Genomic DNA, 17,604 nt, shown 5'->3' with positions numbered 1-17,604 from the left:
GACCGGCCGACCGGAGAGCCATGGACAGGCAGTATCCAGCGGTTACGCGCCGGGAGGTGCTGGCACTCGCGGCCGGCACGTCGCTCGCCGGGTGTTCGGGGTTGTTACCGACGGGCCGAGAGAGCGCCACGGGAGCGGTGAACCAACAGGAGACGCCGACCGACGCCGGTGGGGACGACCAGGGAACGGCCCGAACCGGCGAGACGGTCCGCGCCTTCGTCGGGTCCTACCACTGGGGGTATTTCCTGCTGGACGCCGACGGCACGGAGGTCGACCGGCTGACGCTGTCGCCCGGCGACGAACTCCGACTGACGCTGTTCAACGTCGAGGCCGAGACCGCCGTCGAGCGCCTGCCGCAGGCGGTAAGGACCGGCATCCCGGCCTCCGGGGAACGCGCCCGGCGGAACGAGCAGGCAATCCCCGTCCCGCAGGGGACGACGCTCGACGCCCTGCACGAGGCCGCCGAGGCGGCGTATCCCGACCACAGCCTCGCGCTCGTCGCCGACGCGTTCCTCCGGACGGGCGGGCGAGGAGAAGGGGGACCGGGGCAGGGACAGAGACCACAGGGGCCCGGTGGCGGACCGTACGGCCCGGGGAGCGGTCCGTGGGGCGGGCATCACGGGCCACATGGCGGGCCGTACGGTCCCGGCGGTCAGGATCCGGGCGGCGGATACGGGCAGGGCGGTGGGCCCTACGGCCCCGGCGGGGGACAGGGGCCGATGGGATCCGGCGGCTGCTGGGGGCCGGCGTTCGGCGGGACGCTCGCCCCGACGACGTACCTCTGGCACCACGCGACAGTGCCCGCGGAGCTGGGCTTCGTCGTCGACACGACCGGGTCGTTCGGCTTCGCGTGTACCGTCTACTGCGGGTACGGCCACCCGTACATGGCCGACCCGAGTCGGGTCGTCGTCCGCGCCGAGAACGACGACTGACCCGCCGAGGGGCCCAGTCCCGACCAAGATTCATGTCGGTGTGTCGAGTGTGTCCACCCGTTGCCCTCCATGAACTTCGACATCGACAGCGGCAAACTGCTGTACGCGCTCGGTGTGGTGTTCGCCGCGGCGGCGTTCGTGTACTTCGTCCGGGACGTGGTGTTCGGCCTCTCGATCACGGTGAAAGCCGCCCTGCTGTTCGCGGCGTTCGTCGTCTTCTTCGTCGCCGGCGTCACCGTCCAGCGCGACGTGTTGGACGTGGTGGCGTTCGCCCTCTCGGGGGTCTCGTACGTCGTCTTCGTCGGTTACGTCGTCCTGCGCTACCAGCCCGGCGAGACGGGGACGTTCCTGTTGCTCGCGCTGTCGGCGGCCCTGTTCGTCGCGCTGGGCTACGCGCTCCGTGAGCGAGACGTACGGCTCCCCGTCCGGACCGCCACCGGCGTCGTGGTCGCGCTGGTCCTCGCGAGCACCGTCCTCGTCGGCGTCGACGCCGTCGGCGGCGGCGTCACCTACGAGTTGGAGACCGAGCAGTCGGTCACCGTCGACGCGCCGGCGGCGGACCCGCGACCGGAGTACATCGACCGACAGGCGCGCATCGGGACGCTGACCGTCAGCAACGAGTTCGTGTTCACGCGGGCCATGTCGCTCCCGCGCATCCAGGGGTGTCTGGTCGGCGTCGAGGACGTACCACGGCGGGACGTCTGGCTCTCCTACCGGGACGTCGACTACAGCCGCGACAACACCATCGGGGGCGGGGTCACGCGCCAGTTCGGCGTCGAGGCCGGTATCCCGGTCGACGTGAACCAGACCGGGTCGACGACCTACGCCATCGAGCGGGGGCGCGACTGCACCGTCGACCGGCAGTCCCCGACGCTGGTCGTGAGCGTCGGCGAGGAAGACCTGCGGTGGAACTGACTCAGTCGTCGAGTTCGTGCAGACACTGCTGGCAGTAGGTCACGTCCACCCGGTTCGTCGCGCCGCAGCTCGGGCAGGCGACCAGCTCGTCTGGTACCGGGTCGCCGCCGGTCAGCGTCGCCGTGACCGCGGTCGCGTCGACGCTCCACTCCGACCCGGACTGGTCCATCGTCTCGGCGCGCTGTCGGGCGCGTTCGACGAGTTCGTCGTCCCGCATCGCCTCCAGCCCGCGCCACAGGGCCAGAAACAGCGCCGTCGGGGCGACGATGACGAACAGCGCCGACGCCAGCCGGAACGCCAGCTCTAGCTGGCTGATTGCCATACACACACATGGCGTTGGAACGCCGAGAACCCTTCGACACCGTCAGTAGTTGTACAGCGAGACGACGTACGGGAGCTGGTTGTACATCCAGACGGCCAGCGGGATGCCGACGACGGTCAGCGTCAGCGCGTACGCGACGCCCGTCCAGAGACCGCTGGCCCACCACCCGACCAGCAGGAACCAAGCCGCCCGTACCAGTAGCGAGTGCTGGCTGCCGCCGTCACTCTCCTCGACCAGCGTCCTCCGCCGTTTCAGCGACAGCACCAGCGGCACCCGGTTTATCATCTTGATGCCCAGCGGGATGCCGATTATCGTGACGTTAAGCAGCCACGCGATCGAGAGCCAGACGCCGGTCAGCCACCACCCGACCAGCAGGAACCACACCGCCCGCACCAGCAGGGAACGTTGGTCGCTCATAGCCGACACTACCCCACCGCGCGACATAAGCTTCCTGTCCAGTCGGAGCCGACAGAATCTCCGGTAGGAGGGTTACCACATCCTCTCACAGCCGAGCAACACTTTTGTACAGGCTGGCCGAGCCGAAACGCATGGCAGACCTCCCCGAGACCGACGCGTTCGGTGCGATGTGTCGGGACTACCACGACCACGGCGACGCCTTCGAGGTGGTCGAGCGCGACGACGGGTTCGTCGACTGCCCGGCCGGCCCGGAAGTGTACTTCTCGCCGCCCGAGGCGTGGGACGACCGGGAACACACCGCGGTGTCGTGGGCCGAGGGGCGCGTCCTCGACGTCGGCTGTGGCCCCGGCCGGCACGCGCTCGCGCTGCAGGAGCGCGGCCACGACGTGACGGGCATCGACCTGTCGCCGGGCGCGATGGCGGTCGCCCGCGAGCGCGGGGTCGAGGACGTCCGCGAGTGCGACGTCGTCGACGCCGACGGCCTCGACGGGGCGTTCGACACCGCCCTCATGCTCGGCAACAACTTCGGACTGGTCGAGAGCAGAGAGCGAGCGCCGGCGGTGCTCGGGGCGCTGGCCGACGCGACGACCGACGATGCCACGCTCGTCGCCTCGAGTCTCGACCCCCTCGACACCGACGACCCCGCACACCTGAACTACCAGGAGCGCAACCGCGAGCGTGGGTGGCTCCCCGGCCGCCTCCGCATCCGGACCCGCTACCGCCGGTACACCGGCCCGTGGCACGACTACCTCCACGTCGCCCCCGACACGATGCGGGACCTGGTGGCCGACACCGTGTGGTCGGTCGCCGAGGTGGAGCGCGAGGGAGCGCTGTACGTGGCGCGGCTGGAGAAGAGGGACTGAAACGGCCGACGCCGCCCGGCCTCGCACCCGTCGCCACGGCTCTCCGCTCGCCGCTCCGGTTCGGGGTCCTCGCTACCCCTCGAAGCCCTCTTCGAACCGGAACGTTCCGTCCCGCTGGACCACGTCGCCATCCACCTCGATACGCGAGTCCTCGCTCGTATCGACCGACCTTTTTCGTCGTCGGGTGCGCTCGCTCTGCTCGCCCACCGCTCCTCGAAAAACGTCGATGAAAACGGCCGCACCTCGCTTCGCTCGGTGCGGTACTCGGTCCTAGAACCCTTCTTCGAACCGGAACGTCCCGTCCCGCTGGACTACCTCGCCGTCCACCTCGATACGCGAGTCCTCGCTCATGTCGACTATCATGTCGACGTGGACCGCCGAGTCGTTCTGCTCGTTGTCCTCGCCGACCGTCTCGTCGTAGGCGCGGCCGACGGCCATGTGGACGGTGTCGCCCATCTTCTCGTCGAACAGCATGTTGTACGTGAACTCGTCGATGTCGCGGTTCATCCCGATGCCGAGTTCGCCGAGCCGACTCGCGCCCTCGTCGGTCTCCAGCACCTCCGTCAGCAGGGCCTCGTTCTTCGCGGCGCTGTGGTCGACCACCTCGCCGCCCTCGAACCGGAGGAAGACGTCGGTGACCTCCCGGCCCTGGTGGTACAGCGGCTTGTCGAACAGCACCTCGCCCTCGACGCTGTCGGGGACCGGGGCGGTGAACACCTCGCCGCCGGGGAGGTTCTTCTCGCCGTAGTCGTTCAGCGTCACGTTGCCGGCTATGGACATCGTGACGTCGGTGGTGTCACCGGAGACGATGCGCACCTCGTCGGCCGGGTCCAGAATCTCGACCATCTGGGACTGGTGGTCGCGCACTGCGTCCCAGTCCTTGTTGACGGCGTCCCAGACGAAGTTCTCGTAGCCCTCGGTGGACATCTGGGCGAGCTGGGCGTTGGCCGGCGCGGGGTACTGCGTGAGACACCACGTCTTCGAGAGGCGCTCCTCGAGGAGGGGTTGCTGGGCCTGCTGGTAGGCGGCGGTGGTCTCCGGGTCGACGTCGCTGGCCTCGGTGACGTTGGCGTTGCCGCGGATGGCGATGTAGGCGTCCATCGCCTCGTAGAGGGCCTCGAGGTGGCCGGGCGTCTCGAACTCCTCGCGGTTGCGCAGGAACGCGCGGTTGAACCGCTCGCCGAGTCGCTCCTGCACGACGAGGGGGTTCGCGCCGCGGTCGGCGGCCAGTTCGTGGAGCGCGACGACGAGGTCCTCTGCGACGGGGTGGGCGTCGATGACGATGTCGTCGCCCTCGCTCAGGTCGATGGAGTGGTCGACGACGACCTCTGCGTGTTCGCGGATACGCGGGTCCATACAGGAGGGTCCGGCGACGGGCTCAAACCACTTTCGCCGTCGGCTACCTGTAATAGCGAGAGAGTCCCGCCCTTCCCGTGAGGGACGAGTGTTCCGACGCGCTGTCGGAACCGGGGACTGAACAGGGTGGGCGTGAATCGCGTACGCTCTGGTGAGCAACTGCCGTGTTACTGCTGGTGTTGAGTCTCCAACCGGTCGGGCCACTCTATACTTTCACTGTGGATGGCTGACGTTCAAGCCCGAAGCGAACAGATACTGAAGTGGCTGATGAAGCGCACCAACACGTTCGCCGTGCGACCGCTCTCTGATACCGGAGAGCAACTGCTGCGGGACCTGTTGGACGCTTCCGCCGCTCTCTGGAACGAAGTCACATACCAGCGCCTCATGCGGTACAACGACGAAGACGGCTTCAAGGGCGACGTGTGGGACGCTGATACTGGTAGTCTCGAAGGGCAGTACAAAGGCGCTCTAGGCGCGTCCACCGCCCAACAGGTAATACGGAAGAACAGCGAAGCGTGGCGAGCGTTCTTCCGGCTGAAAGACCAGTATCACGACGAGTCGAACACGTCGGTTACGGATCACCCGGAACCGCCAGGCTTCCGTGGTAACGAGGACGATGGACGCCAACTCAAAACCGTCATTCGCAACGATGCCTACACCGTCGCATGGGGTGAGCGGTCCCGACTTGAGATACTGGTCGGGAGCGAGTTGAAAGACCGATACGACCACACTGGACGTCTCTGCCTGGAAATCGCTGGCGACCCGAATTGGCCCGACTACGAGAAACAGGGCCGGTTGGATCTGTGGTACGACGAGACAGATTGCACGTTCAGAGCTTCGCAACCCGTGACTGTTTCTGACGATACACGGGCCACTCCACTGGCCGACGAAACGGCCGCTCTGGACATTGGTGCAAACAATCTCGTTGCCTGTACCACCACGACCGGCGAGCAATATCTGTACGAGGGCCGCGAGTTGTTCCAGCGATTCCACGACACGACACGAGAAATCGCCCGGCTACAGTCGAAACTCGAAGAAGGCAGATACAATAGCGAGCGTATCCGGCGGCTGTACCGCAAGCGAACCCGCCGCCGCGACCACGCGCAAGAGACACTGTGTCGTGACCTGCTGAAACGACTGTACGCCGAGGGTGTGGACATGGTGTATATCGGCGGCTTAACCGACGTGCTGGACACGCACTGGTCGGTCGAAACCAACGCCAAGACGCATAACTTCTGGGCGTTCAAGCAATTCACCGAGCGACTGGTCTGTACCGCCGAGGAATACGGTATCTCAGTGGAGGTTCGGTCGGAAGCGTGGACAAGCCAAGAGTGCCCCCAATGCGGTACGACAGACCGAACGGCACGACAGCAGGACACGCTCACCTGTCCGTGTGGGTTTGAGGGCCACGCCGACCTCACGGCATCAGCAACGTTCCTGAAACGGCACACAGAACAGGCAGTCAGGCCGATGGCACGGCCCGTGCGGTTCGAGTGGGACGACCATAACTGGTCGGAGTCACCACGCTCTCACCGTCCTAAAGAACAGCGCACAGACCCGAGTACCGTCTACTACGACGGGAATATTGCCTCCGGCGAGTCGTAGACAGACTGAGACTCCCACGGAGGAAACCTCGCCGTTCACGGCGGGGAGGATGTCATTTCTCCTTGCTCTGCTGGAACCCCTCTCTGAACCCCTGGAAGGTCCGGCGGAGCATCAGGTACATGAAGAAGAAGAACGCGAGCACCGCGGCCAGCAGTCCGTAGATGAGGATATCCTGCATACCCGCCGGTTGACGGGCACGAGACAAAGAGGTTTCGCCACCCCGGCGGAGCGGGCTCGAAACTGGCGATTTCGAAGAGTGAAATCCGTCTTTGAGCGATATGTGCAATGCACGTCGTACCTTGGCAAAGACTCATAACACCATAGTACATACCGTATTGCATGTCGTTGCTGCCCTCTCGGGACCCGGCGATTCCCGACGCGGAACCCCGGGTCATCGGGGTCGACAGCGAGGACGCGGACGACGTCCTCTCGGCACTCTCCTCGGAGACTGCCCGCGAGTTACTGGCGGCACTCAACCGCGACCCAGCGCCGCCCGCGGAACTCGCCGACCGGGTGGGGACCTCGCTCCAGAACACACAGTACCACCTCCAGAAGCTCGAGAACGCCGGTGCCGTCGAGGTCGTCGACACCGCCTACTCCGAGAAGGGCCGCGAGATGGACGTGTTCGCGCCCGCGAACCAGCCGCTGGTCATCTGTGCCGGCGACGAGCAGGAGACGTCCGGCCTGCGGGCCGCGCTGTCGAACCTGCTGGGCGCCCTCGCCGTCGTCGGGCTGGCGAGCCTCGTCGTCCAACAGGTGTTCGGGCGCGGCCTCGGGAGCCTGTTCGGCCCCACGGTGCGAAGCGGCAGCGCCGACACGGCCGACCCCGACCCGAACTACTACCTCGAGAACGGGACCGTCGCCGACGGTGGCGAGGTCGTCACGCAGACGGCGGACGCCGCCACACAGGGGGGTGCGGAACTGCTCGGGGGCCTGCCGCCGGGACTCGCCTTCTTCGCCGGTGGCGCGTTCGTCCTCGCCGTACTCGGGGCCGCCTGGTACGTCCGCCAGTAAGTGTCAAACCGGCGTTTCACTCTCCAATAGGCCCTTTATTGTGCGGTGGCAACGTACCACGTGCGCCGAACCGCTCGGCGCGCTACGGTCCGCAGTCGACACTCCCATCTGGCATTCCCGCGACGGCGCGGCCGGCACTCCCCACTCCCGCTCACCGTTCTCGGGTCGCGGTCGAGAACACCGCTCCATCCGGCGACCGGAGGCTGACCCGGACCTCGCCGTCAGTCGCTTCTAGTTCCGCGTGGGCGGGTCGATACCGTCTCGGGTCGGCGTAGCTCCCCGGATTGACGAGCAACCGGTCGTCGAGCGTCCCGATCTCGGGCCGGTGAGAGTGGCCCACGACCACCACGTCGGCGTCCTCCTGCCGGGCGAGCATCCCCAGCGCCGTCTCCGAGTGCTCGTGGCCGTGGACGACCAGCACCGTCAGGCCGGCCCACGAGAGTGTCGCGGCGTCGGTGAGCCGGGTCCGGACTGCCGTCGTGTCGTTGTTCCCGTAGACGGCGGTGAGCGCCGACGCTTCGGCCGCGACGGCGTCGAGGACCGACTCGGTGGTGAAGTCGCCGGCGTGGACGACGTGGTCCGCGGTCCTGACCGCGTCGAGCGTGTGGCCGTCGAGTCGGTGGCCGTCGGTGCCGTGCGTATCGGAGACGACAGTGAGCATACCCCCGATTTCGTCTCCAGCCGTAAATCCAGAACCACTTTCCGCCAGCCTCGTGACTGCCCGGACATGGCAGGCAGTAAATCAGTCGTCCTCGCCGCCCTCGTCGCCAACGGGGCCATCGCGGTCCTGAAGTTCTTCGGGTTCCTCCTGACCGGGAGCGCCGCGATGCTGTCGGAGACGTATCACAGCATCTCCGACACCGGCAACCAGGTGTTCCTCCTCATCGGCATCCGCTTCTCCGGCCGGGAGGCGAACCGAGAGCACCCCTTCGGCTACGGCAAGGCACAGTTCTTCTACAGCTTTCTGGTCTCCGTGTTTCTCTTCGGCATCGCCGGGTGGGAGAGTCTGAAACACGGGTACAGCGAGCTCACATCGGGCGGCCACGGGGGCGAGGCCGCACACGGCACCGTCGAGTTCCTGTTCATCAGCTTCACGCCGCCGACGTGGCTCGACCCGCTCTGGGTCAACTACACCGTCCTGCTGGGTGCGTTCGCCTTCGAGACGTACGCACTGGTGAAGGCGCGCGCCGAGATGCAGCGCCAGATGAAACGCAACGACTGGAGCAGTTACCGGGAGGCGTTCCGCAAGACCAGCGACGTGACGACGCTGACCGCCCTGACCGAGGACACCATCGCCCTCGCCGGTATCGTCATCGCGCTGGTCGGCCTGTTCCTCGAACAGCAGACCGGCAACCCGGTGTTCGACCAGATATCGGCGGTGCTCATCGGCATCATGCTGATGGGCTTCGCGCTGGCGCTCGCGTGGGAGAACAAGCGTCTCATCCTCGGCGAGAGCCTCCCCGCGGACGTCGGGCGGGAGCTCCGCGCCGCCGTCATCGACCACGAACACGTCAGCGACATCGTCGACTTCCGGACCGTGTACTTCGGCCCGAACGACGTGGTCGTCTCGGCCGACGTGGTGTTCGACGAGGGCCTCGACACCGGAGAGATAGACGACGCCATCACCGCTATCGAGGAGTCGCTGAAGGCACTCAACGGCGACATCCGGAAGGTGTACATCGAGCCCGAGACGGTCTGAATCAGCCGTACAGGCCGATATCGTCGGCCCACCACGGAATCGGGACCCGGCCGATGCCGGTCGTGACCTGCATCCGGTAGACCAGTGTCGCGCCGTCCGAGCGCCGTTCCCAGTGGTCGACGTAGCGAACCACGCCGGAGCGGTCGACGTACAGCCGCGAGCGGACCGCGACGGTCTGGTCGGGGTCGGCGCCGCTGACGGGGACCTCCGTGTCGTTCGACCCGACGACGGCGAGCGAGCGCCCGTCGCGCTGGACCGTCCCGAGGCGGTCGTACCCCTCGGCGTCGAGGAGGACCCGGAGTTTCGGGGCGCCGGTCCGCGAGAGGAGGTACGGCACCTCGCCGTCGCTGTCGGTGACGGTGTAGTCGGTCGACGGGGCGTCCTGGGCGCTCTCGTAGCGTCGCCCGCCGACGAGGACGGCGTCGTCGGTCATCGGGCCGAACCGCCGGCGGACCCGGAGGATACCGGCCTCGGAGTCGACCCACACGTCCCGGACGTTGTACGCGCCCTTCCGCTCGACGTGGCGGTGGAAGCTCCGGTCGGCGAGGGCGGCCTCGTGGCGGTCGATGAGGCGGGCCATGTCGACGCGGCCGTCGGTCCGTGGGAGGTCCACGGCGTCGGCGTCCGCCCCCGGCACCGGCGCCGGCGTCAGCGTGCGCTCGGGCGAGGACGTGTCGGCGCTCGCGAACAGCCCCGAACAGCCCGCGAGCGCGACCACCGCGACGACGAGTGCCGCGCGCCACATGGGTGGCCAGACGGACGCGAGCGGCATAGCTACTGGGGCGAACCCTTTTGCCCGAGAACGGCCAACGGACCCCCGTGGCGACGACAGACGACGGCTACCTCCGCTTTTTCCCCTACGAGGAGCCGTACGACCACCAGCGCGAGGCGATGGCCACCATCTACGACGCCCTCGACGACGGCCGGGACGTCCTCTTCGAGGGGGCCTGTGGCACCGGCAAGACGCTGGCCTCGCTCGTCCCGGCGCTGGAACACGCCCGCGAGACGGACAAGACGGTGGTCATCACGACGAACGTCCACCAGCAGATGCGCCAGTTCGTCGAGGACGCCCGCGCCATCACCGACCACGAGGACCTGCGGGCGGTCGTCTTCCGCGGCAAGGGGTCGATGTGTCACATCGACGTCGACTACGAGGAGTGTCAGGCCCTGCGGGACACCACCCGGGAACTGGTCGACGTCGAGGGCGACATCGCCGACCTCGAACGGCGCGAGGGGGAGTTGCTCGAAGCGGGCCAGTCGGGCGACGGCGAGGCGATGGAGGCCAGAAGCGCCGTCATCGAGGAACTGCGGGACCTACAGGAGCAACGCGACGAACTGGAGAGCGAGCGGTCGACCTGCGACCACTACTACCGGAACCTCACCGTCGACACCACCGACTTCTACGCGTGGCTGTACGACGACGTACGCACCCCCGACGACGTCTACGAGTACGCCGAACAGCAGGGGATGTGCGGCTACGAACTGCTGAAAGAGGGGATGGACGGGGTCGACCTCGTGGTGTGTAACTACCACCACCTGCTGGACCCCACCATCCGCGAGCAGTTCTTCCGGTGGCTGGGCCGGGAGCCCGAGGACGTCGTCGCCGTCTTCGACGAGGCCCACAACGTCGAGTCGGCGGCCCGCGACCACGCCCGGCGTACCCTCACCGAGAACACGCTGGACCAGGCGCTGGACGAACTGGAGAACGCCGACGACGCCCGCGCCGAGAACGCGGCGAACGTCCTGGAGACGTTCCGGGACGCTCTCGTGGAGACCTACGAGGACTCGTTCGGCTTCGGGGACCGGGAGGCCGTCGACGAGCACTGGGACGACGTCACCGTCGCCAACGACGACAGGAAGGACGACCTCACCCTCGCGTTCTTCCAGCAGTACACCGGCCCCGGCTTCCACGAGGAGGTCGACCACGCCGTCGAACTGGGCCGGGAACTCGACGCGACCTACGAGGAGCAGTTCAAGGAGGGGGAACTCGACACCCGCAAGGAGTGTCAGACCCTGCAGGCCGCCGCCTTCCTCTCCGATTGGCTGGCCGAGTCGGACGCCGCCGGGCAGTACCCCGTCGTGAGCGTCCGCCGTGACGAGAGCAGCGGCGACGTCTACGGCCGCGCGGAACTGTACACCTGTATCCCCGAGCAGGTGACCCGCGACCTGTTCGACGACCTGCACGCGGCCATCCTGATGAGCGCCACCCTGCGACCGTTCGAGGTGACCGAGGACGTGGTGGGGCTGGAGGACCCGGTGACGATGGCCTACGGCGCGCAGTTCCCCGAGGCGCACCGGCGGACCTACGCCGTCGACGGGCCCGCGCTCTTCTCGAGCGAGCGTGACGACCCCGAGACACAGCGGACCATCGCCCGCACGCTGGAGGACGTCATCCGCTTCACGCCGGGGAACACCCTCGTGTTCTGCCCGTCCTACAGCGAGGCCGAGCGGTACCACGACATGGTCGCCGTCAGCGGCACCCGCTATCTGGACGAACCCGGCACGCAGGCCCGCGACCTCCGCGAGGCCTTCACCGACGACGACGGCGCCGTCCTCTTCACCTCGCTGTGGGGCACCCTCGGCGAGGGGGTGAGCTACGACGGCGACGACGCCCGCACCGTCGTCGTCCTGGGCGTCCCCTACCCGCATCTCGACGACCGGATGGAGGCGGTACAGGACGCCTACGCCACCGCGTTCGGCGACGAGGACACCGAGGAGGCCGGGTGGCGCTACGCCGTCGAGATCCCCACCGTGCGCAAGACCAGACAGGCCCTGGGTCGGGTCGTCCGCTCGCCGGAGGACTTCGGCGCCCGGGTCCTGCTGGACAAGCGCTACACCGAAGGCGCCGAGATGGAGATGCACGACTACGCGGTCCGCGGGACGTTCCCACCCGAGGAGCGCCGCGAGATGGTCGACATCGGCCCGGAGAAGCTGAAGTTCGCCCTGCTGAACTTCTATCAGGACATGGACGCCTACGACGGCCCGCCGCCGAAGCCCTGACCCGGTCCGGAAGCGTCATAGGCGGGATGGACGGAAAGTTTAACATGTCGATGCTTCGACGTGTGGAGCGTGATGTGCCCTCCACGGTCCTCCCTCCGACGTAGCTGTGCGACCGCTCGCAAGTTCTCGCTCGCCGCCCTCTCGTTGGTCGTCACGACGGCCCGCGCGGCGACGGCGGTGGCCTGGAACGCGCTCCTCGCCGCCACCGAACGGTTCCGCTCGGCCACCCGAACCGGGTTCTGTCGCGGCCGTCGCCTGTTCGCCGGACCGGTCCGGCAGGTCGTCGCCGGGCCGGTTCGGGACGCACTGCTCGGCCGTCGCCCGTCGCTCTCGCTGTCGGTGGCCCTGCTCGCGGTGCCGCTGGCGCTCGGGTCGGCGTGGTGGGTCGGCGCGAACGTCGGCTACGGCGCCCTCGTCGACCTGGTGTCGGGGACGTGGGACGGCACGGACCCCGCGTTCGGCGTCTTCCTCGCCGCCGCCGCGCTCGTCGGGCTCGGTGCGGTGAGCGCCGGGGTGAACTCCGGACTCCTCCCGACGGGCGCGCTGGTCACTGCCCCGGTCTTCGGCGCGGCGCTCACGCGCTACGGGACGACCGTCGGGACGTACGGCGGCGGGACGGCCGTGGTCTCGCTGCCCGAGGCCGTCGTGTACGCCGTCTCCGTCGGCGTCGTGTTCGGCGTGCCCCTCGCGGTCTGTGGCTTCCTCCTCGGCGTCGGCCTCCGTCGCGTCGGGGCCGTCCTCACCGACACCGGTGACCCCTTCCGACCGACCGAGCAAGCCTGACTCGCGGAGCCACGCCGACGCCCTAAGCCCGGGTTCCGACCGAAAAGGTGGGTTAGAAAACCCCCCGCGTAGAACACCCGAGCAATGCTAGTCGCGTTCGACTTCGACGGGACCCTCTCGGACTCCGAGATGACCGTCCTGCTCGGCAACCAGAACGGCACTGCCGAGGACATGGCCTCTATCACCGAGCGAGCGATGAACGACGAAATCGAGTACGCCGAGAGCCTGCGCCAGCGCTGTGCGCTGCTGGAGGCCCTGCCCGACGAGCAGGCCCAGGCCGCCTTCGACGAGGTGGAACTGCGCCCCGGCGCGGCCGACGTCATCGCCGCGCTCCGGGAGGCGGGCCACTACGTCGCCATCCTCACCGGCGGGTTCGAGCGTGGCGTCGAGGCCGCACTCGCGAAGGAGGGGGTCGAGGTCGACGCCATCGTCGCCAACCGCCTCCCCGTCGCGGACGGGAAGCTCACCGGCACCGTCGAGGGGCCGCTCATCGAGGGGACGAAAGACGACGCGCTGGAGGTGGCGACGGCCATCGTCGGCGAGGACCGCGACCGGACCGTCGCCGTCGGCGACGGCGCCAACGACCTACCGATGCTGGAAGTCGCCGGCCTCGCGGTCGGGTTCGAACCGAAACCAGCCGTCGAACCTGCGTGTGACGTGACGGCCTCGACGATGGCCGAGCTGCAGGACCTCTTCGAGGAGAGGGGGATTCTGTAGGCCGTTACCCGAGGTTCAGTCCCGACAGCGGCGGTCACGCCGACGGCAGCGCTCGCACCGCCGCGCAGCATCTTGCTCGCGACCCGTCGGACGCGACACAGCACCGCGTGCCCGTCCGTGCCGGGTCGAGCGGGGCTGGCGACTGGTTACTCGGTCGCCTGCGCGATGGCCTGGTCGAGGTCGGCCTTGATGTCCTCGACGGACTCGGTCCCGACCGAGAGGCGCACCATGTCGTCGGTGACGCCCGCGGCTGCCTTCTCCTCGTCGGTCAGTTGCTGGTGGGTGGTCGAGGCCGGGTGGATGACCAGCGTCTTCGCGTCGCCGACGTTCGCCAGCAGGCTGGCGATCTCGGTGGACTCGACGGTCGTCCGGGCGGCGTCGTAGCCGTCCGCGAGGCCGAACGTGATCATGCCGCCGTAGCCGCCGTCGAGGTACTTCGACGCCATCTCGTGGGTCTCGTGGTCCTCGAGTCCGGGGTAGGTGACCCACGACACCTCCGGGTGGTCGTCCAGGAACTCCGCGACGGCCATCGCGTTCTCGCAGTGGCGGTCCATCCGGGTCGGCAGGGTCTCTAGGCCCTGCATCGTCTGCCAGGCGTCGAAGGGGGACTGCTGGCAGCCCAGGTCCCGGAGCCCGCGGGCGATGGCGGCGTAGGTGAACGCGGCGTCGCCGAACCGCTCGCGGAAGTTGACGCCGTGGTAGGCGGGGTTGTCGCCGGCGATCTCGGGGTACTTCTCCGCGTACTCGTCCCACGGGAACGAGCCGCCGTCGACGAGGACGCCGCCGACGGTGGTGCCGTGGCCGTGGATCCACTTCGTCGTGGAGTTCCAGACGAGGTCCGCGCCGTGTTCGATGGGGTTGCAGAGGTACGGCGTCGCGAACGTGTTGTCCACGAAGAAGGGGACACCGTGGTCGTGGGCGATGTCCGCGAGCCGCTCGAAGTCGGGCGTGACCAGCGCGGGGTTGCCGATGGTCTCGCAGTGGACGTAGGCCGTGTTCTCGTCGATGGCCTCCTCGTAGGCGTCGTAGTCCAGCGTGTCGACGAAGCGGGTCTCGACGCCGTTGCGAGGTGCGGTGTGGGTGTAGTAGGTGTAGGTGCCGCCGTACAGCGAGGAGGCCGTGACGACGTTGTCGCCCACGTCCGCCAGCAGGAACGTCGCGAGGTTCAGCGACGCCATCCCCGAGGCGGTGGCGACGGCCCCGACACCGCCCTCGAGCGCGGCGAGTCGCTCCTGGAGCATCCCGACGGTGGGGTTCATCAGCCGGGAGTAGATGTGGCCCGGCTTCTCGAGCGCGAACTGTGCGGCGGCGTCCTCGGCGTCCTCGAAGACGTACGAGGTGGTCTGGTACAGCGGCGGTGCCCGAGCACGGGCCTCTGCGTCCGGTTCTTCCTGCCCTACGTGGAGGGCGTCTGTCTCGAATCCGCGGTCGTCGTCGCTCATACACCGGAGTAGTAACGGGCGACCCTCTTAAGTCCAGTCTACGGCGGCGAGACACCCCTCGAATCCGAGATAGCGGTGATATTCCCGCCCCGGTCCGAACTGGTTCGGTCCCGGTTCGACCAGCATGATTATTCAAAGAGTTATCACTCAGTAGTGCGATGCGTACGGTATGACTGTCCCCCGGGAGACGACAGTCCTCCTGGTCTCGGCGCCGTCACAGGCCGGGGTCGGCCGGCGACTCCGAGCGTCGCCTGCGGTGACTGTCAGGGACGTCGACTCGGTGACGGCGGCGGAGCGACACCTCCACGATGGCATCGACTGCGTCGTCAGCACCGTCGACCTCCCGGACGGGAGCGGGCTGGACCTGCTGCGGCGCCACAGCGGGGGTGCGTGTACCGAGCCGTTCGTCCTCGTGGCCTTCGACGGGGGCGAGACCCTCGCCGCCGAGGCCGTCGCGGCGGGGGTCGACCGGTACGTCCCGGCGGACGAGCCGGACCCGGCCGCCGAGGACGTCGCCGAGGCGGTCTCCGCGGTCGTCGAACCGGCCGAGGAGACGGCGTCGATGGACCACCACGAGAAGCTGGTCCAGTACTCCTCGGACATCATCGCGACGTACGACCCGGCGGGCCACCTGAGCCACGTGAACGACTCCGTGACCGACACCCTGGGGTACGAGCCTGGCGACGTCGTCGGCGAGGACCCGATAGCGAAGGTCCACCCGGACGACCGGGACCGGGTCGCCGACTTCTTCGACGCGCTGCGGAGTTCGGCCGGCGAGACGCGCCGGGTCACCTATCGGTTCCGGACGGCCGACGGCGACTACCGGACCCTCGAATCCATCGGTCGGAACCGGCTCGACGACCCGGAGCTGGAGGCCATCGTCATCAACTCCCGGGACGTCACCGAACGGGAGGCCCGGAAGTCGGAACTGGAGCTGTACGAGCGAATCGTCGAGACGGTGCCGGTGGGCATCCACGTCCTCGACGAGACGGGGACGTTCCTCTGGGTCAACGACGTGTTCGCGGACGTGATGGGAGCGACGCCCGAGGAGATAGAGGGGACGGAGTACGAGCCCCTCATCGAGGCGGGACACGTCCCCGAGTGGATTCCCGACGCCTACGACGACATCGTCAGCCGGCTCCTGAGTTCGCAGACCGACGCCGAGACGGCGACTATCGACGCCGTCCCCGTACAGACCGCGGACGGCGACCAGCGCCTCTTCGACACCCACATAGGCCTGCTCCCGCTCGACGACGGGACGTTCGCCGGCACCGTCACCGTGTTCCGCGACGTCACCGACCGGACCGCCTATCGGGAGGAACTGGAGCGCCAGAACGAACGGCTCGAGGAGTTCGCGAGCGTCGTGACCCACGACATCCGGAACCCCCTGAGCATCGCCGCCGCGCACGTCGAACTCGCCCGACAGGACGGCGACGCCACGCACCTCGACGCGGCCGAACACGCGCTCGAACGGGCCGAGGAGCTCGCCGAGAACGTCCTGACGCTGGCCCGGGAGGGGAAGGTCGTCGGGGAGACGGTGGCCGTCGACGTCGCGGTGGTCGCCCGGGCGGCGTGGCAGACGACCGAGACGGGCGCCGCCACACTCGAGGTCGAACCGGGCGTCGGCACGCTCCTCGCGGACGAGACGCGGTTGCGACAGGCGTTCGAGAACCTCTTCCGGAACGCCGTCGAGCACGGCTCGACAGGTCCGCAGGCCGACGACGGCGCGCCCTCGGTGACCGTCACCGTCGGACCGCTCCCGGACCGCGAGGGGTTCTACGTCACCGACGACGGCCCCGGCATCCCCGAACACCAGCGCCACACCCTGTTCGAGTCCGCGACGGGCGACGACGCCGGGTTCGGCGTGGCCATCGTCAAGACCATCGCGGACGCACACGGCTGGACCGTCACTGTCGGAGAGAGCGACGAGGGCGGCGCCCGGTTCGAGTTCGGCGACGTCACCACGCCCGACGCCGACCCCTCAGCGGTCGAGTGACCCTGCGTACGACTGGTCGCGGGCGACGACCGTCGCCGGGTCGAACCTGACGAGGCCGTAGCCGTCGCCGTCGAGGTCGCGGAACCGCTCGTCCCACGCGTCCCGGTCGGGTCCGAGATACGCCTCCAGGAGCCGCCCGGCCACGTCGGCGTCGAACGGTTCGAGGGTCGCCGTCCCGCGCATCCCGACGTGTTCGACACCCCCCGATGCCGGGTCGAAGTCCACGACGGCGAGGGCCGAGTCGGGGAATTCGCGGACTCGGTCGGGGTACGAGCGACCGTGCTCCATGGCGACGAGCCACACCGCCTCCCCGTCCCAGTGGAACCACAGGGGCGAGACGCGGGGCCCGGTCGGCGACGACTGCGCGAGGAAGCAGAACAGCGGGCGAGCCAGGAACTCCTCCAGCGAGGTGTCGAGCGTGTTCTCGACGACGTCCATGGCTGCGTGTCCACCGCCCGAGGCAAATAGGTTGGAGTGGAAACAGGGGGTGTACTGGTACGTATCTGGTACGAACGTCCGACCCGCCGCCGCTGCCGTGTCGCG

At 68.3% G+C, this 17,604-nt stretch carries 19 protein-coding genes; 10 read left to right on the top strand and 9 right to left on the bottom strand.

Annotated elements, in window-relative coordinates; all coding sequences use genetic code 11:
- The first annotated feature begins 20 nt into the window (after positions 1–20).
- Complete coding sequence (locus ACV7GQ_RS16775) at positions 21–932, top strand: cupredoxin domain-containing protein (RefSeq protein ID WP_470311349.1); 912 nt, start codon at positions 21–23, stop codon at positions 930–932.
- A gap of 69 nt (positions 933–1,001) precedes the next feature.
- A complete protein-coding gene (locus ACV7GQ_RS16770; RefSeq protein ID WP_470313176.1) occupies positions 1,002–1,847 on the top strand; it encodes a DUF1109 domain-containing protein in 846 nt (281 codons plus the stop codon).
- Position 1,848: 1 nt separating this feature from the next.
- Here the strand turns inward: ACV7GQ_RS16770 and ACV7GQ_RS16765 are convergent, their stop codons facing one another.
- Complete coding sequence (locus tag ACV7GQ_RS16765; protein WP_470311348.1) at positions 1,849–2,169, bottom strand: DUF7577 domain-containing protein; 321 nt, start codon at positions 2,167–2,169, stop codon at positions 1,849–1,851.
- Positions 2,170–2,211: 42 nt separating this feature from the next.
- A complete protein-coding gene (locus ACV7GQ_RS16760) occupies positions 2,212–2,586 on the bottom strand; it encodes a YccF domain-containing protein (protein WP_470311347.1) in 375 nt (124 codons plus the stop codon).
- Positions 2,587–2,717: 131 nt separating this feature from the next.
- Here ACV7GQ_RS16760 and ACV7GQ_RS16755 point away from each other — a divergent pair, with 131 nt between their 5' ends.
- Positions 2,718–3,449, top strand: coding sequence for a class I SAM-dependent methyltransferase (locus tag ACV7GQ_RS16755; protein WP_470311346.1), 732 nt, complete (start codon positions 2,718–2,720; stop codon positions 3,447–3,449).
- A 72-nt stretch (positions 3,450–3,521) separates the two neighbouring features.
- Here the strand turns inward: ACV7GQ_RS16755 and ACV7GQ_RS16750 are convergent, their stop codons facing one another.
- Together ACV7GQ_RS16750 and ACV7GQ_RS16745 are read right to left on the bottom strand one after the other, a co-directional pair.
- The gene (locus ACV7GQ_RS16750) at positions 3,522–3,656 is read right to left on the bottom strand and encodes a hypothetical protein (protein WP_470311345.1); all 135 of its coding nucleotides are present in this window, start codon (positions 3,654–3,656) and stop codon (positions 3,522–3,524) included.
- Between the two features lie 63 nt (positions 3,657–3,719).
- Entirely contained in the window at positions 3,720–4,805 is a 1,086-nt protein-coding gene (locus ACV7GQ_RS16745) for an aminopeptidase (RefSeq protein WP_470311344.1), read from the bottom strand.
- 267 nt (positions 4,806–5,072) lie between these two features.
- Between ACV7GQ_RS16745 and ACV7GQ_RS16740 the strand changes: the two genes are divergently transcribed.
- Positions 5,073–6,410 (top strand): RNA-guided endonuclease InsQ/TnpB family protein, encoded by a 1,338-nt coding sequence (locus tag ACV7GQ_RS16740; protein ID WP_470311343.1) that lies wholly within the window; start codon positions 5,073–5,075, stop codon positions 6,408–6,410.
- Between the two features lie 52 nt (positions 6,411–6,462).
- On the opposite strand, the gene ACV7GQ_RS16735 is transcribed toward ACV7GQ_RS16740, so the two are convergent.
- Positions 6,463–6,588: a DUF7859 family protein gene (locus tag ACV7GQ_RS16735; protein ID WP_268899046.1), complete on the bottom strand. Its 126-nt coding sequence runs from the start codon at positions 6,586–6,588 to the stop codon at positions 6,463–6,465.
- Positions 6,589–6,749: 161 nt separating this feature from the next.
- Here ACV7GQ_RS16735 and ACV7GQ_RS16730 point away from each other — a divergent pair, with 161 nt between their 5' ends.
- Positions 6,750–7,424 (top strand): ArsR/SmtB family transcription factor, encoded by a 675-nt coding sequence (locus tag ACV7GQ_RS16730; protein ID WP_470311342.1) that lies wholly within the window; start codon positions 6,750–6,752, stop codon positions 7,422–7,424.
- A 151-nt stretch (positions 7,425–7,575) separates the two neighbouring features.
- Here ACV7GQ_RS16730 and ACV7GQ_RS16725 read toward each other — a convergent pair whose 3' ends face one another.
- Positions 7,576–8,085, bottom strand: coding sequence for a metallophosphoesterase (locus ACV7GQ_RS16725; protein WP_470311341.1), 510 nt, complete (start codon positions 8,083–8,085; stop codon positions 7,576–7,578).
- A gap of 66 nt (positions 8,086–8,151) precedes the next feature.
- Here ACV7GQ_RS16725 and ACV7GQ_RS16720 point away from each other — a divergent pair, with 66 nt between their 5' ends.
- Positions 8,152–9,123 (top strand): cation diffusion facilitator family transporter, encoded by a 972-nt coding sequence (locus ACV7GQ_RS16720; RefSeq protein WP_470311340.1) that lies wholly within the window; start codon positions 8,152–8,154, stop codon positions 9,121–9,123.
- Position 9,124: 1 nt separating this feature from the next.
- Here the strand turns inward: ACV7GQ_RS16720 and ACV7GQ_RS16715 are convergent, their stop codons facing one another.
- The gene (locus tag ACV7GQ_RS16715; protein WP_470311339.1) at positions 9,125–9,868 is read right to left on the bottom strand and encodes a hypothetical protein; all 744 of its coding nucleotides are present in this window, start codon (positions 9,866–9,868) and stop codon (positions 9,125–9,127) included.
- A 74-nt stretch (positions 9,869–9,942) separates the two neighbouring features.
- Here ACV7GQ_RS16715 and ACV7GQ_RS16710 point away from each other — a divergent pair, with 74 nt between their 5' ends.
- From ACV7GQ_RS16710 to serB, 3 genes are all read left to right on the top strand, one after another.
- Positions 9,943–12,123 carry an ATP-dependent DNA helicase gene (locus ACV7GQ_RS16710; protein WP_470311338.1) on the top strand — a complete coding sequence of 727 codons (2,181 nt, stop codon included), beginning with the start codon at positions 9,943–9,945 and terminating at the stop codon, positions 12,121–12,123.
- A 72-nt stretch (positions 12,124–12,195) separates the two neighbouring features.
- A complete protein-coding gene (locus ACV7GQ_RS16705) occupies positions 12,196–12,906 on the top strand; it encodes a DUF8071 domain-containing protein (RefSeq protein WP_470311337.1) in 711 nt (236 codons plus the stop codon).
- Between the two features lie 84 nt (positions 12,907–12,990).
- Positions 12,991–13,623 (top strand): phosphoserine phosphatase SerB, encoded by a 633-nt coding sequence (gene serB / locus ACV7GQ_RS16700; protein ID WP_470311336.1) that lies wholly within the window; start codon positions 12,991–12,993, stop codon positions 13,621–13,623.
- Between the two features lie 146 nt (positions 13,624–13,769).
- Here the strand turns inward: serB and ACV7GQ_RS16695 are convergent, their stop codons facing one another.
- Positions 13,770–15,065: an O-acetylhomoserine aminocarboxypropyltransferase/cysteine synthase family protein gene (locus ACV7GQ_RS16695; RefSeq protein WP_470311335.1), complete on the bottom strand. Its 1,296-nt coding sequence runs from the start codon at positions 15,063–15,065 to the stop codon at positions 13,770–13,772.
- Between the two features lie 169 nt (positions 15,066–15,234).
- Here ACV7GQ_RS16695 and ACV7GQ_RS16690 point away from each other — a divergent pair, with 169 nt between their 5' ends.
- On the top strand, positions 15,235–17,061 hold the full coding sequence (locus ACV7GQ_RS16690) for a sensor histidine kinase (protein ID WP_470311334.1): 1,827 nt from the start codon (positions 15,235–15,237) through the stop codon (positions 17,059–17,061).
- Here the strand turns inward: ACV7GQ_RS16690 and ACV7GQ_RS16685 are convergent.
- Positions 17,047–17,499: a pyridoxamine 5'-phosphate oxidase family protein gene (locus tag ACV7GQ_RS16685; protein ID WP_470311333.1), complete on the bottom strand. Its 453-nt coding sequence runs from the start codon at positions 17,497–17,499 to the stop codon at positions 17,047–17,049. The genes ACV7GQ_RS16690 and ACV7GQ_RS16685 overlap by 15 nt on opposite strands.
- Positions 17,500–17,604 lie beyond the last annotated feature (105 nt).

Source organism: Haloarcula sp. MBLA0163 (assembly GCF_055632435.1).
The sequence above is the reverse complement of the archived record's forward strand: the minus strand, read 5'-3'. Positions and strand labels throughout refer to the sequence as shown.

Coding starts and splice junctions, on each gene's coding strand:
- serB (WP_470311336.1), top strand. CDS start 12,991: ATGCTAGTCGCGTTCGACTTCGACGGGACCCTCTCGGACTCCGAGATG.
- ACV7GQ_RS16760 (WP_470311347.1), bottom strand. CDS start 2,586: ATGAGCGACCAACGTTCCCTGCTGGTGCGGGCGGTGTGGTTCCTGCTG.
- ACV7GQ_RS16705 (WP_470311337.1), top strand. CDS start 12,196: ATGTGCCCTCCACGGTCCTCCCTCCGACGTAGCTGTGCGACCGCTCGC.
- ACV7GQ_RS16740 (WP_470311343.1), top strand. CDS start 5,073: ATGAAGCGCACCAACACGTTCGCCGTGCGACCGCTCTCTGATACCGGA.
- ACV7GQ_RS16685 (WP_470311333.1), bottom strand. CDS start 17,499: ATGGACGTCGTCGAGAACACGCTCGACACCTCGCTGGAGGAGTTCCTG.
- ACV7GQ_RS16695 (WP_470311335.1), bottom strand. CDS start 15,065: ATGAGCGACGACGACCGCGGATTCGAGACAGACGCCCTCCACGTAGGG.
- ACV7GQ_RS16735 (WP_268899046.1), bottom strand. CDS start 6,588: ATGCAGGATATCCTCATCTACGGACTGCTGGCCGCGGTGCTCGCGTTC.
- ACV7GQ_RS16730 (WP_470311342.1), top strand. CDS start 6,750: ATGTCGTTGCTGCCCTCTCGGGACCCGGCGATTCCCGACGCGGAACCC.
- ACV7GQ_RS16745 (WP_470311344.1), bottom strand. CDS start 4,805: ATGGACCCGCGTATCCGCGAACACGCAGAGGTCGTCGTCGACCACTCC.
- ACV7GQ_RS16775 (WP_470311349.1), top strand. CDS start 21: ATGGACAGGCAGTATCCAGCGGTTACGCGCCGGGAGGTGCTGGCACTC.
- ACV7GQ_RS16725 (WP_470311341.1), bottom strand. CDS start 8,085: ATGCTCACTGTCGTCTCCGATACGCACGGCACCGACGGCCACCGACTC.
- ACV7GQ_RS16755 (WP_470311346.1), top strand. CDS start 2,718: ATGGCAGACCTCCCCGAGACCGACGCGTTCGGTGCGATGTGTCGGGAC.
- ACV7GQ_RS16765 (WP_470311348.1), bottom strand. CDS start 2,169: ATGGCAATCAGCCAGCTAGAGCTGGCGTTCCGGCTGGCGTCGGCGCTG.
- ACV7GQ_RS16770 (WP_470313176.1), top strand. CDS start 1,002: ATGAACTTCGACATCGACAGCGGCAAACTGCTGTACGCGCTCGGTGTG.
- ACV7GQ_RS16690 (WP_470311334.1), top strand. CDS start 15,235: ATGACTGTCCCCCGGGAGACGACAGTCCTCCTGGTCTCGGCGCCGTCA.
- ACV7GQ_RS16720 (WP_470311340.1), top strand. CDS start 8,152: ATGGCAGGCAGTAAATCAGTCGTCCTCGCCGCCCTCGTCGCCAACGGG.
- ACV7GQ_RS16715 (WP_470311339.1), bottom strand. CDS start 9,868: ATGTGGCGCGCGGCACTCGTCGTCGCGGTGGTCGCGCTCGCGGGCTGT.